This is a genomic window from Streptomyces sp. NPDC031210, assembly GCF_055570395.1.
On sequence record NZ_JBVIHH010000027.1, the window covers coordinates 53671 to 66725 of the forward strand.

The 13055-nt window shown below is 72.3% G+C and carries 11 protein-coding genes and 1 tRNA gene; 10 read left to right on the plus strand and 2 right to left on the minus strand.

Annotated features, from left to right (window positions below; genetic code table 11):
* Positions 1-96 precede the first annotated feature (96 nt).
* Together ACZ45Z_RS32060 and ACZ45Z_RS32065 are read right to left on the minus strand one after the other, a co-directional pair.
* Positions 97-1530, minus strand: a complete 1434-nt coding sequence (locus tag ACZ45Z_RS32060) for a serine/threonine-protein kinase (RefSeq protein ID WP_468370012.1) — start codon at positions 1528-1530, stop codon at positions 97-99.
* A 41-nt stretch (positions 1531-1571) separates the two neighbouring features.
* A complete protein-coding gene (locus tag ACZ45Z_RS32065) occupies positions 1572-2120 on the minus strand; it encodes a helix-turn-helix domain-containing protein (RefSeq protein WP_468370013.1) in 549 nt (182 codons plus the stop codon).
* Positions 2121-2248: 128 nt separating this feature from the next.
* Here ACZ45Z_RS32065 and ACZ45Z_RS32070 point away from each other — a divergent pair.
* The 10 genes from ACZ45Z_RS32070 (at position 2249) to ACZ45Z_RS32115 (ending at position 12897) form a co-directional block, all read left to right on the plus strand.
* Positions 2249-2321, plus strand: a tRNA-Ala gene (locus ACZ45Z_RS32070).
* 447 nt (positions 2322-2768) lie between these two features.
* Positions 2769-2966, plus strand: a complete 198-nt coding sequence (locus ACZ45Z_RS32075) for a tautomerase family protein (RefSeq protein WP_468370016.1) — start codon at positions 2769-2771, stop codon at positions 2964-2966.
* Positions 2967-3093: 127 nt separating this feature from the next.
* Positions 3094-4530, plus strand: a complete 1437-nt coding sequence (locus tag ACZ45Z_RS32080) for an FAD-dependent oxidoreductase (protein WP_468370019.1) — start codon at positions 3094-3096, stop codon at positions 4528-4530.
* Positions 4531-4642: 112 nt separating this feature from the next.
* A complete protein-coding gene (locus ACZ45Z_RS32085; protein WP_468370022.1) occupies positions 4643-5971 on the plus strand; it encodes a multidrug effflux MFS transporter in 1329 nt (442 codons plus the stop codon).
* Positions 5972-6103: 132 nt separating this feature from the next.
* The gene (locus ACZ45Z_RS32090; protein WP_468370025.1) at positions 6104-7054 is read left to right on the plus strand and encodes a LysR family transcriptional regulator; all 951 of its coding nucleotides are present in this window, start codon (positions 6104-6106) and stop codon (positions 7052-7054) included.
* Positions 7055-7370: 316 nt separating this feature from the next.
* Positions 7371-8303: a beta/alpha barrel domain-containing protein gene (locus ACZ45Z_RS32095; protein ID WP_468370028.1), complete on the plus strand. Its 933-nt coding sequence runs from the start codon at positions 7371-7373 to the stop codon at positions 8301-8303.
* Positions 8300-9118 carry an alpha/beta fold hydrolase gene (locus ACZ45Z_RS32100; protein ID WP_468370031.1) on the plus strand — a complete coding sequence of 273 codons (819 nt, stop codon included), beginning with the start codon at positions 8300-8302 and terminating at the stop codon, positions 9116-9118. Before ACZ45Z_RS32095 ends, ACZ45Z_RS32100 begins: the two co-directional genes overlap by 4 nt.
* Positions 9115-11322 (plus strand): isocitrate/isopropylmalate family dehydrogenase, encoded by a 2208-nt coding sequence (locus ACZ45Z_RS32105; protein WP_468370034.1) that lies wholly within the window; start codon positions 9115-9117, stop codon positions 11320-11322. Before ACZ45Z_RS32100 ends, ACZ45Z_RS32105 begins: the two co-directional genes overlap by 4 nt.
* Positions 11319-12014: an RraA family protein gene (locus ACZ45Z_RS32110; protein ID WP_468370037.1), complete on the plus strand. Its 696-nt coding sequence runs from the start codon at positions 11319-11321 to the stop codon at positions 12012-12014. Before ACZ45Z_RS32105 ends, ACZ45Z_RS32110 begins: the two co-directional genes overlap by 4 nt.
* Complete coding sequence (locus ACZ45Z_RS32115; RefSeq protein ID WP_468370040.1) at positions 12001-12897, plus strand: DUF6282 family protein; 897 nt, start codon at positions 12001-12003, stop codon at positions 12895-12897. The genes ACZ45Z_RS32110 and ACZ45Z_RS32115 overlap by 14 nt, the downstream gene beginning before the upstream one ends.
* Positions 12898-13055: the final 158 nt, after the last annotated feature.

The window sequence follows — 13055 nt, forward strand, 5'->3', positions numbered from 1 at the left end:
GCGGCCGGTCGGCCGGTGAGCCGCACGGCGACAGGCCGGTGGCCGCACGGGCCCGTGGGAGGCCCGTCCGCGTCGCCCGGGCCCCTTCCCGTGGGGCTAGGCGGAGACCAGGGCCCAGACGCCCACCGCGATGCACAGCAGCGCCACGATCAGCACCGGGACCGCCACCTTCGGGGGCGGTCCCGGCCGCTTGGCCGGCGCGATCACCGTTTGCGGGCCGTGCGCGGCGGCCGGGGGCCCTGCGGGAGCCGGGACCGGATAGGGGCCCGCGGTGTACGGGCGGGTCGCGGACGGCTCCGGCCGGATGGCGGCCGTCGGCACGTACGCGGCCATCGGGGCGCCGGACGGCGGGGGCGGGACCGAGGGCGGGGTGGCCGGTGCGCCGTGCGCCTGCGGCGGGAAGCCCGGGGCCGGCGTAGCACCGGGGATCGGCGTGCCACCGGGCGTCGGCGTACCGCCCGCCACCGGCGTACCGCCCGGCGCCGGTGTCGGTGTCGGTGTGGGCGGCGTGCTCGGCGGCTGCGGCGCCGGGACGCCCGTCGAGGGCGGCGCGAGCGGGAAGCTGCCGCTGTCCGACAGCGGTGTCTGCCCGGTCTCCGCGGTGATGCCCGTGCCCGTGGCCTCAAGTCCGGTGCCGGCGGCCGCGGAGCGCAGCGGACCGTCCGGACCGAACCCGGCCGGCAGCGGCCCTATGTGATCGAAGACCTCGACGATCTCTTCCTCGATCGTCGCGTCCGGCAGCAGGTCGGCGGCCGACAGGATCGCCTTGCGCGCCCCCGTGGCGGTCTTGAACCGCGCCTCCGGGTCCGGGTGCAGCAGACCGGCCAGCACCTGCCACAGCGGCTCGGGTACGCCTTCGGGCGCGTGCGGGACGCCGTGCCGGGCGAAGTGCTGGATGAGGGCCTCGGAGTCCGGCTTGCTGCCGGTGATCAGATACAGCGCGACCAGGCCGACCGCGAACAGGTCCGCGGGGAAGTCCGGCTCGGCGCCCAGCATCTGCTCGGGGGCGAAGTAACCGGGCGTGCCCACCACATAGTTGGCCTCGGTGAGCCGGGGCTCGCCCTTGCGCATCGAGATGCCGAAGTCGGACAGCCGCAGATGCGGACGCCCCGTGCCGGTGGCCTCCAGCAGGATGTTCGCCGGCTTGATGTCCCGGTGCACCACGCCCTCGGCGTGCACCGCGGTCAGCCCCGACAGCAACTGGTCCAGGAGCGTGCACACGAACCGCGGCGGCAACGGGCCGTAGTCACCTGTCAGATGCGCCAGCGAGCCGCCGTTCACCAGGTCCATGGTGAACAGCACCTTGTCGTCGTCCGCGGCCCAGCTCGCCGGAGCCAGGACGTGCGGATGATCGATCCGCAGCGCCTGCTCGCGCACGAACCGCAGCAGCGTGTGCGCGTCGCTCTGTTGCAGCACCTTGGCCGCGACATAGCGGCGGCGCCGGTGGTCCCAGGCACGCCAGACCGCGCCCACACCGCCCCGTCCGATGGGGTCGATGAGCTGATACCGACCGGCGAAGATCTCACCCATTGCGCCCCGTCCGCCTTCTGAACTCTGCGAGCTCCGCTGTTCTATCCCTGGTGCGCCTCGTAGTGGGCGACCGCGTCCGCGGTGCGACCGGCACCGTAGACCCGGAGGAACTCTGCCAGTTCCGGGTGAGTGGCGGCGAGGGTGTTCGCCGCATCGATGATGTCCCCGGCGTCCGAGACCGACCGCAGCAGCGACTGGATCTCGCGCACCACGCGCCGCACGGTGGTCGCGCCCGTCGACGACGTCTGCTGCGTGGTGTTGTTCAGCACCGAACCACCGGCCGTCTTCTTGATCTCGTCCATCCGGTCGGTGGCCTCGGCCGCGCTGACGCTGCCGTCGGCGACCTGTCCGGCCAGTTCCTGCAGCGCCTGGACGCGCTGCACCACGGCCGGGTTGCCTATCTTGGCCCGCTGCCCGCTCATCAACTGCGACAGCATCGGCGCGGACAGCCCCAGCACGGAAGCCAGTCGTGCCTGGTTCAGACCGAGATCGTCTATGAGACGACGGAACAACGCGCCCAGCGGCTCGCCGTACCAACTGCGCTGCAGCTCCCGGGCCCGCGCGGTGGCTTCCTGCTGTGCTGCGTCCATACCGTCTCCCCATCTGGCCGATCGCGCTTCGCTGCCGCGAATCTCGCGAGGCATCCTACGGAGAGCGACCGGGCACGGCGATACCCGGTCGGGAAACCACCCGCGCACCGGGTACCCTGGTCCGCGACGGGGCCTTAGCTCAGTTGGTAGAGCGCTGTCTTTGCATGGCAGATGTCAGGGGTTCGACTCCCCTAGGCTCCACACCTCGATAAGCCCCCTGATCTGCGTAAACGCGGGTCAGGGGGCTTTTTCGTCCGCCCGGCGCGGCGCTTGTTCACCGGGCGTCCGGGTACCGCTCGGCAGCTCGTCACCGGATCTTGTGTCCGGCCTGGGTGACGCCCGCGGCGGCTCGGATATCCGCACAGGGACCCCGCGGCGGCCGGCGCCCCGATTGTGGTCCTCGCACCCGGCTGCCCGTACGCCTCCGCCAGTGCCCCCGATCGACGGCGGGCCGCGCACGTGAGGACGGGCGTATGCATCACGGTTCGTGATGGTTCTCAGAGCGGATTGCGTCTTGGACCGCACGCGCCCGGCTGTTGGACTGGTGTCACGACGGCGGCCGGTTCGGCGCCGGCGACCCTCACCCGCTCACGACGTCCGTGACGCGACCCTCACGACCTCCTCACGAGAGAGATCCCGGAGACACCCATGCCCCTCATCCACGTGCAGCAGACCCCCGGCAAGACCGCCGAGCAGAAGAGCGAGCTGGTCCGCGAGCTGACCGAGGCCTACGTGAAGGCCACCGGCAGCAAGCCGGAGAGCGTCTGGGTGACGGTGCAGGAGATCCCCACGGACAGCTGGTCGATCGCCGGCGAGACGCTCGCCGCACGCGCCGCCAAGCGCTGACCGCCCGGCCCCACAGCCGCCGTTCCCGGGCCGGCCACCCCCGTACCGGCCTGGGAACGGCTTCCCCCTTTCCCGCCTTGCCCCAGCTTCCTGTCGCCCCCACCAGACCAGGAGTAGTCGATCCGCTGTGAGCACCGCGCCCGACACCGCAGCCGAAACGCCCGCCGCCTCCGACGCCGACGCACCAGTGGACCTGCTGGTCGTCGGCTGCGGTGCGGGCGGGCTGGCGACCGCCGTCAGCTTCGCCGAGAACGCGCCCGGCAGCCGGGTCCTCGTCCTCGAACGCTCCAGCCGCTACAACCGCGGCGGCAACACCACCTGGACCGGCTCCTTCTTCCGCCTCAACGCGGACGGAACGCCCGCCGCGGACTTCGAGAGCCGGATGCACGAGCTGAGTGAGGGCCAGTCGGACCCCGATTACATCGCGGCCCTGTGCGCGGGTGCGGAGCCCACCGTGCGCTGGCTCGCCGACCGGCACGGCGTGGAGTTCGAGAGCCGGCCGACGTACTTCGTCACCGCCAAGGGGCCCCGTCTGATGCCCGCGGGCGGCGGCGTCACGCTCGTCAACCGGCTGGCCAAGTCCCTGGAAAGGCTCGGCGGCACCATCGTCTACGGGGCGAAGGCCACCGGGCTGTCCACCGACATCTTCGGTGCCGTCGACGGCGTGCACGTCCAGGAGGGTGGCCGGACCCGGCACATCGCGGCCCGGCGGGTCGTTCTCGCCTGCGGTGGGTTCGAGGGGAGCCCGGAGCTGCTGGAGCGCCATGTGGGGCCCACCGGAGGCGAGTTGCGGCCCATCGCGCCCGGTGGCAGGAACAACAGGGGTGAGGGCATCGAGATGGCGGTGGGCGTGGGCGCCGCCCGCAGCGGGCAGTACGACCGCTTCCACGGCGAGCCCGTCGACCCGCGCAGCCATCAGGCCGAGGCGCTGGTCATGGCGTATCCGTACGGCATCCTCGTCAACGCCGACGGGCGCCGGTTCCTGGACGAGGGCTCCGATACCCCGGACAACACCTTCGAAGAGGTCGCCTACCGCATCTGGCGGGAGGCACGGCAGTCCGCCTACCTCATCGCCGACGCCAAGCTGCTGGAGATCGAGGGTCACGAACGGTCGCTGATGACCGACAAGGACCCGGTCACCGCGCCGACCGTGGACGCCCTGGCCCGCAAACTCGACATCCCTTCGGAAGAGCTGTGCTGGACCGTCGAGCGGTTCAACGACGCCTGCCGGCCGGGTGAGTTCGACCCGACCCGGCTGGACGGGAGGCGCACCGTCGGGCTGGTGCCGCCCAAGTCCAACTGGGCGCGGGAGTTGGACACCGCGCCGTTCATGGCCTGGCCCGTGCACTGCGTGGTGACCTTCACCTTCGGCGGCCTGCGCACCGACACCCGGTCGCGGGTGCTGAACGAGGCGGGGGAGCCCATCGGCGGCCTGTACGCCGTGGGGGAGACCGCCGGGCTCTACTACAGCCGCTACCCGGGAGCGACCTCGGTGCTGCGGGCGCTGACCTTCGGGCGGCTGGCCGGTGCCGAGATCGCCGCCGCCCTGACGGCGGCCGCGTGAGCATGCCGACTGACGCCGTGCAGCCTCCCTCCCCGCCTGTTTCACGTGAAACCGCGTCCGACAGCCCGTTTCACGTGAAACCGTCCCAGACGGCCCGAATCCAAGGATCACCATGAACACCGTGCCGAGTCCCGCGGCGAAGCGAACGCCCTACGGACTGCTGCTCGCCGTCCTGTGCTCGCTGAACGCCGGCGGGCTGTTCGCCTCCGACATCAACCTCCCGGGCGTGCCCGCCACGGCGCACGCCTTCGGGACCCCCGTCGCCTCCGTGCAGTGGACGTTCAGCGCCTTCATGATCGGTATCGCGGTCTCGCAGGCGGTCTACGGGCCGATCTCGGACGCCTACGGACGCAAGCGCGTGATCATCTCCGGGCTCGGCGTGTTCGTGGTGGCCTCCCTCGTCTGCGCGGTGGCGCCGACGGTCGGCGTCTTCGGCGCCGGGCGGCTGCTCCAGGCGCTCGGCGCGGGATCCGGGATGGTCCTGGGGCGGGCCGTGATCAGCGACCTCTACCAGGAGAAGGACGCGGCCCGGATGTTCGCCACGGTCATGCCGATCGTGGGTGTCTCCCCGTCCATAGCCCCGCTCGTCGGCGGCTATCTGACGACCTACGTGAGCTGGCGGGCCCCCTTCGTCGTCACCGCGCTGATCGGGCTGGCGACGCTGATCGTCATGATCACCTCGATCCCCGAGAGTCTCCCGCCGGAGCGCCGCAGCAAGCATCTGGGGGCCACGCTCAAGGGCTATCCCAAGCTGCTGGGCCGCCCGCTGTTCTGGGCGTACACCCTCAACCTGGCGGTGGCGTACGGCGGTTACTTCGGCTATCTCGCCGCCTCCCCGCTGGTCTTCGAGAAGATGGGGCTGGCGACGGAGACCACCAGCTACTGCTACATCACCGTCTCGGTCGCCTACGTCGCGGGCAACCTGTGCTCGCGCACCCTGGTGCGCAAGCGGCCCGTCAACCAGCTCCTGTGGTGGGGCCACGGCTTCTTCCTCGGCGGTGCGCTGCTGATGCTGGCGCTCGGACTCAGCGGGGCCGGCGGGTCCTGGGGGCTCCTGGTCCTGGTGTTCATGCCGGTGATGACCTTCGGCAACGGCTTCCTGCTGCCGCTGTCGATGAGCGCGGGGGTGACCACCTTCCGGGCCACCGCCGGATCGGCCTCCGGACTGATGGGCGCGCTCCAACTGCTGGCGGCCTCGCTGGGCATCTACCTTTCCAGCCGGCTGCCGGCCGGTGATCTGTTCAGCCTCGGATGGTTCGTGCTGGGGGCCTCACTGCTGGGCATCGTGGCGTTCGGGACGTTCCTGACGCTGGCCACCCGGCAGGGGAAGGCGCAGGCGGCACGGGCACAGGCCGAAGCGGCGGCGGATGCGGAGGAAGCGCCGGTGAAGCCGGAAGCTCCGGCGGCCGCCGACGCCTCCCGCCCCGCCGGAATTCGATAGAGCCGCGCAGCCGCTCCTCCCACCCCCGGATCGGGGCCGCCGGAAGTTGTGAAACAATTTCCGCACCGGCGGCCCCGCAGGCGAATTCATTTACGTGACGTTAATGGGGGCGCCACCACCGGAGGGGGACCTGTGGAGCTGCGGCAGATTCAATATTTCGTTGCGGTGGCCGAGGAGTTGCATTTCGGGAGGGCGGCGGAACGGCTGCACATAGGGCAGCCGGCGGTGAGTCAGCAGATCCGTCGCCTGGAGCGGGAACTCGGCGTGGAGTTGTTCGACCGCTCCAACCGGTCCGTTCAGCTCACTCGGGCGGGCCAGGCGCTGCTGCCGGAAGGCCGGGAATTGCTGGGCGCGCTGGACACGTTCGCCGTCAAGGCGAAACAGCTCGCGGAGGAGGACGGAAACACCTTCCGCGTCGGCATCAGCTCGGCGCTCGGGCAGCGGCTCGACGACTTCCTCGACGCGCTCCCGGCCCGCGGTGCCGGCACCCGTTTCGAGTTCCAGACGCTCGCCGCGCCGGCCCGTCTGGAGGAGCTGCGGGCCGGCCGGCTGGACGCCGCGTTCATTCGCGGCCTCGACGACGCACCCGGGCTGCGGCTGATCACCCTGTGGTACGACCCGCTGCTGGTGGCGCTGCCCGCAGGCCATGCCTTGGCCGCGCGCGACACCGTTGACCTGGCCTCTCTTGCCGATCTGCCGCTGCGCATGGCCTCGCGCCAGGAGAATCCGGCGCTGGTCGAGGCGGTCTTCTCGGCGTGTGCCGAGGCCGGTTTCGCCCCGCTGCTCGGCTCGCCGTTCACCGGGCTCCAGGACGCGCTCGCGGAGATCGGGGCGGGGGCCGCGGGATGGACGCTGATGTATCCGACGGCGGCGCGTTCGGTTGCCTCCCGGCGGATCGCCGTCAAGCCGCTGGACGGTTCCCCGATCACCATCCGGATGTCCCTGGCGGTACGCGAGGGAACGGCACCGGGCCGCCTCCGTCTGCTCACCGAGGCGTGTTCGCGAGTTCGCCGGAAAGTCGCCGGCGAGAACGAATCCGCGCACCGCACTCCGATAAGCCTTGACGGAACACCGGAAAACTGACCGGTCGGCCCACATAATCGAAGGCCAACGGCTTTCCGCGTCATGGGACTTCCTTTGCGTAAGCATTAAAGTACCGGCGAGGTCCTGTAGTAGATTTTTGCGCACAGACCCTTCGGTCCGCTTTTGAGTGGGGCACGACTTTGCCGTTGCCTGGAAAAGCGGTTTGCCGACCGTGGGGTAGGAACGGGGTGAGTAAGGATGCACGCATCTTTACGTGCAGTTTTTTTCCGGCTTTCTTGTGGACCCGTATGGGGGAAGTGCGCACAAGACCATGGTCATCACCCCGGCGTCAGGACGAGTCATCCATGGAGGGGTAATGATCACTAACCTTGACGTCACGCTGCGGGACGGCGGGTACCGCAACAACTTCGACTTCCCGCTCGACTACGCCCTGCACCACGCCCGCGAGAGCGTCGCGGCCGGCATGGAGTGGGTCGAGATCGGCTATCGCAACGGCTCCTTCAAGCCGCAGCCCGGCATCGGGCGCACCGGCGAGGGCACCGACGACTACATACGCGCCGTCGCCGAGGTCGTCTCGCCGGAGCGCCTCTGCATGATCGTGCACCCGAAGAACATCACCGGGGACGACCTGTCGCGGATGTACGAAGCCGGCGTCCGGCTGCTGCGGTTCTGCCTCCCCGCGGCCGCGCCCGAGGCCGGGCTGGCGCTGCTCACCCAGGCCGCCGGCCTGGGCTTCACCACCACCGTCAACCTCACCCGCGTCAGCCAGACGCAACGGCGCAGACTCGTCGACCTGGCCGCGATGTCCGGCGACGCCGGCGCCGACGTGGTCTACCTGGCCGACTCCAACGGCAGCCTGCTGCCCGACGAGGTGTCCCGCCTGGTCACCCTCGTACGGTCGGTCACCCCCGCCGCGATCGGCCTGCACGCCCACAACAACCTCGGGCTCGCGCTCGCCAACGCCATCGCGGCCGTCGAGGCGGGCGCCACCTGGATGGACTCCTCCGTCCTCGGGATGGGCAAGGGGCCCGGCAACCTCGTCACCGAACAGTGGCTGGCTTACCTCGGCCGCAACGGCCACCCCGGTGGCTACGACCTCGGCCGGATCCTGTCCCTGGCCGACCACATGGAGTCCCGGATCGACGCGGCCAAGCCGTCGTTGCCGCTGCCCGACCTGGTCCTGGGCCACTTCGACCTGTCCGTCGAGGACCGGGCCAAGCTGCCCTCCGGCCACATCGGTGACGCGTTCTCCGCCGCCCGCGAGCTGACCGCGGTGGTCCCTTCGTGACCTCCCGACTCGCGGAGCCGGTGCCAGGGCGGGCCGGCGAGCCCGCCCCGGCACCGGTCGCCGCCGTCCTCGGCTCCCCCGGCGCTCCCCGCCGCGCGGCCGTCCTCTCGCCGGTCATGGCGAGCTGGGACGGCGGCGCGTTCCTCCACCAGGTGGCCGCCCCGCTGCTCGCCACCGGGCACCACGTCACCGTCTACGACACCCTGTCCCTGCTGCGCTACGGCGACGACCTCGCCGCGCTCGCCGACCGCTGGGCCCCGGTCCTCACCGCGCACGGCCCGCCCGACCTGCTGGCGGGCAACGCGCTGGGCGGAGCGCTCGTCCAGGCCCTGCTCGACCGGCCCTGGACCCACCGGGCCACGGTGGTCCTGCTGTCCGCGCCGACCGTGGCCGACGCGGAGCTCAACGCCAAGCTCGAACGCGTCGCCGCGGCCGTCACCGCGCACGGCCTGCCCGAGGCCCTGCGCCTCCTGGACACCCTCGTCAGCGGCCCCGACCGGGCACCCGCGTCCGGCGCCCCGTCCACACCCGGCCCCGCCGCACCCGCCCCCGGCGAGGCCGCGGCGGGCCACCGCCTGGCCGCCGGCCTGCGCCTGCTGCGCGACGCCGACGCCCGCCTCGCCGTCGAGGCGTTCCCCGGCCCGCTGCTGCACCTCTACGGCGACGCGTCCCGCCTCGTGGCGGGCCACCACCTCGCCGCGGGCCCGCACCACCACCTGGTGGGCATCCCCCGCGCCGGGATGCGCCCGCACTCCGACCAGCCGGCGCTCACCAAAGACGCCCTGGCCCGCTTCCTGGGAGAAGAACTCACATGAACCGCAAGTCCGTCGCAGTGCTTCCGGGCGACGGGATCGGACCCGAAGTCCTCGACGCCGCACTCCCGGTGATCGACGCCCTCGGCCTGCCCCTCGACCTCGAAACCGGCGACATCGGCTGGGAATGCTGGCGCACCGAAGGCACCCCGGTGCCGGACCGCACCTGGGACCTGATCGGCCGCAGCGACGCCGTCCTGCTCGGCGCCACCACCAGCAAACCGCGCCGCGAAGCGCTCGCCGAACTCGCCCCCGAACTGCGCGCCAACGCTCCGCAGTACCTCTCCCCGATCATCCAACTGCGCCAGCGCCTGGACCTGTTCGCCAATCTGCGGCCGGTCGAGAACTACCTCGGCGGCGGCACCCCGTACCGCTTCTGCGTCGTCCGTGAGAACACCGAGGGCCTCTACGCGGGCCTGGACTACGCCCGCCTGCCGGACTCGCTGTGGCCGCTGGTCGCCGACCACCCCAACGCCCGCCGCAGCGGCCGCGACGACACCACCGCCTCGGTGCGGCTGCAGACCCGGCACGGCGTGGACCGCATCCTGCGCTACGCCTTCGACCATGCCCGCGCCCACGGCCACGAGCGCGTCACCCTCGCCGACAAGCCCAACGTGCTGCGCGCCAGCAGCGCCTACGTGCTGACGCGCCTGGAGGAGATCGCCGCGGAATACCCGGAGATCGCCTACGAGGTCCTCAACGTCGACGCCGTCGCCCTGTGGATGGCCCGCCGCCCCGAACGCTTCGGCGTCATCGTCGCCGAGAACATGTTCGGCGACATCCTCTCCGACCTCGGCGGCGGCGTGATGGGCGGCCTGGGCCTCGCCCCCAGCGCCAACATCGGCGAAGGCGGCAACTACTTCGAGCCGGTGCACGGCAGCGCCCCGGCGATGGCCGGCACCGGCCGGGCCAACCCGCTGGCCGCCTTCCTCACCATCGGCCTGATGCTGGAACACCTCGGCTTCCCCCAGGAGACGGCCACCCTCCAGGACGCCGTACGCCACGTCACCCGCCGCCGCGACCGCGTCACCTACGACCTGGGCGGCACCGCCACCACCGCCCAGGCGGCCGGCGCGGTCCTCGACGCCTGCCGCGCGGTGCCGCAGGCCCCCACCGCCGCCGTGATCACCGTCGGCGAGGAACTGCTGCGCGCCGACCTGGACGACTCCAACGCCGCCGACACCTCCCGCATGCTGGGCGTGCGCGGCTTCCCGGTGCGTATCCGGCACACCGTCGGCGACGACGAGGCGACCATCGCGGACGCCATCCGCCCCTCCCTGGGCCGGGACGACCTCGTCGTGGTGCTCGGCGGGCTCGGTCCCACGTCCGACGACGTCACCCGCGGCGGCGTCGCCCGTGCCCTGGGCCGCCCGCTGGAGCACCGGGAGGAAGCCTGGCAGGGCGTCGTCGAGCGCCTCACCCGCTTCTCGGTCGCCATCCACGACGACAACCGCCGCCAGGCCCTCTTCCCCGAAGGCGCCGAACTCCTGCCGAACACCAACGGCACGGCCTGGGGCTGCCGCGCCGAAACCCAGGGCACCACCGTGGTGATGCTCCCCGGCCCGCCCCGCGAATGCCTGCCCATGCTGGAGTCGCTGCTGCGTGACGGCTTCGGCCAGGTGCCCGCACCCGCCGACACCACCACCGTCTTCCGCCGCACCCTGGGCCTGATCGAGGCGGACGTGGCCGCGCTGGTGGACGAGCTGGTCGAGGCCGCGGGCCTGGCCGTCAAGCCCGCCTACCGCTGGCACTACCCCTACGTCGACATCCGGCTGGCCTGCCCGCCCGAGGCCGCCGCCGACCTCGCCAAGCGGCTCGACGCGGCCCTGGACGGCAGCGTCGTCACCGACCGGGACCGCACCGCCGTCCAGGAACTCGCCGCTCTGCTCGACGCGCGCGGCATCGTCCTGGACACCGAGGACCGGCTCACCCAGGGCCACTTCACGGCCGCGCTGATGCGCGAGCGGGACACCAGCGAAGGGGAGCGCTCCCTGGCCGTGACCCTCGACGGCCGCTTCACCGGCGGCGACCGGGACACGCACACCGGAACGGTCCACCTGACCTGCGAGGTCAGCGAGGCGGGCGCGCCGGGGGAGCCGTACACCGGCGCGTTGACCATCCCCAACCGAGGCTCCGAAGTCACCGGCTACTTCACCGAGTTCGCCGCCTGGACCGTCGCCCGCCACCTGACGAAGGAATCCGCATGACCACCGCGCCGGCCCCCGTGGACACCGCGCTGCGCACCCGCCTCGCCCGCCTGGACACCGCCGCCCTCTCGGACGCCATGGACAGCCTGCGCACCCCGCCGTGCGTCCTGCCCGGCATCGGGGCCCGCACCCCCGGGACGGTGGCGTTCGGCCCCGCCTTCACGGTGCGCTACGCCCCCGTCGGCGACGACCGGGAATTCCGCAACGCCGCCAACTACATCGACGAGGTACCGGCCGGCAGCGTCGTCGTCGTGGACAACGGCGGCAGCACCACCTGCACCAACTGGGGCTCCCTGCTCACCTCCGTCGCCCAGCGCCGCGGCGTCGCCGGCACCGTGGTGCACGGCTCCGCGCGCGACATCAAGGAGAGCCGCGAGCTGGGCTACCCCCTCTTCAGCACCGCCGTGACGATGGTCAGCGGCAAGAACCGGGTGGCCCTGGACCGTACGGGCGTCACCGTCGACATCGCCGGCACCGAAGTCGCCCCCGGTGACTGGATCTTCGCCGACGACAACGGCGCCCTGCGCATCCCGGCCGCGCTGGTCGAGGAGGTCGTCACCCGCGCCGAGGCGGTCGAGCGCACCGAGAGCCGCATCCGGGACGCGGCGGCCGCCGGCAGCCGCCTGGACGAGGCCCGCGCCCGCTTCGGCTACGCCCGGCCCTGGGAAGGCGGCGACGATGACCCCGCCTGACCCGCCAAAGGGCGTGCTGCCCCCGCCGGACCCCACCCGGGCCGCCTTCCTCGACGTCCACTACCACGTCGGCCCCGACGCCTACATACGGCGCCACACCGCCGCCTCCGCGGCCGCCCGCTACGCCGCACTCGGCGGCTGGGTCGTCCTCAAGAACCACCTCGGCTCCACGGCCGCCCAAGCCTGGGAGGCCCGCCGGCAGGGACTGCCGATCTCCGGCTCCCTCGTCCTGAACGACCTCGCCGGCGGCTTCGATCCCCGCGCCGTCCTGCAGTCCGTCCTCCAGCACGGCGAGGACAGCGGCCTTCGGCTGCTCGTCCACCTGCCGACGGTCACCGGCCGCAGCCACAAGAGCAACCTCAGGCGCGCACCGAGCCACCCCCTGCTCGCCCGGGACGGGCTGCGCCCGCTCACCGTCACCGACGACCGCCACCGGCTGCGCCCCGAGGTGCGGGAGCTGCTGCGGATGGCCCGGGACCTGCCCGTGGTCATCTCCACCGGCCACGCCGACGCCCACGAGGTACGCCTCCTGGTCGACGAGGCCGTACGGCTGGACCTGCCGCGCCTGATGCTCAATCAGCCCGCCAATCCGCTGACCGGCCTGGCCTGCGCGGACCTTCTCGACATCGCTTCGACCGAGCAGGTCTACACCGAGCAGACGGCACTGACCTACCTGCTGCGCTACCAGGACCGGCAGGACTTCGCCGCCGTGCTGGCCCGCGTCCCCCGGGTCGTCTACAGCTCCGACCTCGGCCAGACCTCGCAGATGGATATCGAGGACTGGGCCGCGCGGAGCCGGGAGTGGTTCGACGAGGCCGGGCTGAGCCCGGAGCGGGTCGAGGAGATCACGCGGGCCGCGCCGCTACGGATGCTCAGCCTGTAGCCGCGAGGCGCGGCCCATAGCCCCGCGCCGCCGCACACCACCGGGGGGGGGGGGGGGGGGCGGCGAGGGGGGGGGGGGGGGGGGGGGGGGGGGGGGGGGGGGTGGGGGGGGGGGAGGGGGGGGGGGGGGGGGGGGGGGGGGGGGGGGGGGGGGGGGGG

Bases quoted from the DNA above. Each gene is read 5' to 3' on its own strand.
- ACZ45Z_RS32060 (WP_468370012.1), bottom strand. From the start codon at position 1,530: ATGGGTGAGATCTTCGCCGGTCGGTATCAGCTCATCGACCCCATCGGA.
- ACZ45Z_RS32115 (WP_468370040.1), top strand. From the start codon at position 12,001: ATGACCCCGCCTGACCCGCCAAAGGGCGTGCTGCCCCCGCCGGACCCC.
- ACZ45Z_RS32105 (WP_468370034.1), top strand. From the start codon at position 9,115: ATGAACCGCAAGTCCGTCGCAGTGCTTCCGGGCGACGGGATCGGACCC.
- ACZ45Z_RS32110 (WP_468370037.1), top strand. From the start codon at position 11,319: ATGACCACCGCGCCGGCCCCCGTGGACACCGCGCTGCGCACCCGCCTC.
- ACZ45Z_RS32075 (WP_468370016.1), top strand. From the start codon at position 2,769: ATGCCCCTCATCCACGTGCAGCAGACCCCCGGCAAGACCGCCGAGCAG.
- ACZ45Z_RS32085 (WP_468370022.1), top strand. From the start codon at position 4,643: ATGAACACCGTGCCGAGTCCCGCGGCGAAGCGAACGCCCTACGGACTG.
- ACZ45Z_RS32065 (WP_468370013.1), bottom strand. From the start codon at position 2,120: ATGGACGCAGCACAGCAGGAAGCCACCGCGCGGGCCCGGGAGCTGCAG.
- ACZ45Z_RS32095 (WP_468370028.1), top strand. From the start codon at position 7,371: ATGATCACTAACCTTGACGTCACGCTGCGGGACGGCGGGTACCGCAAC.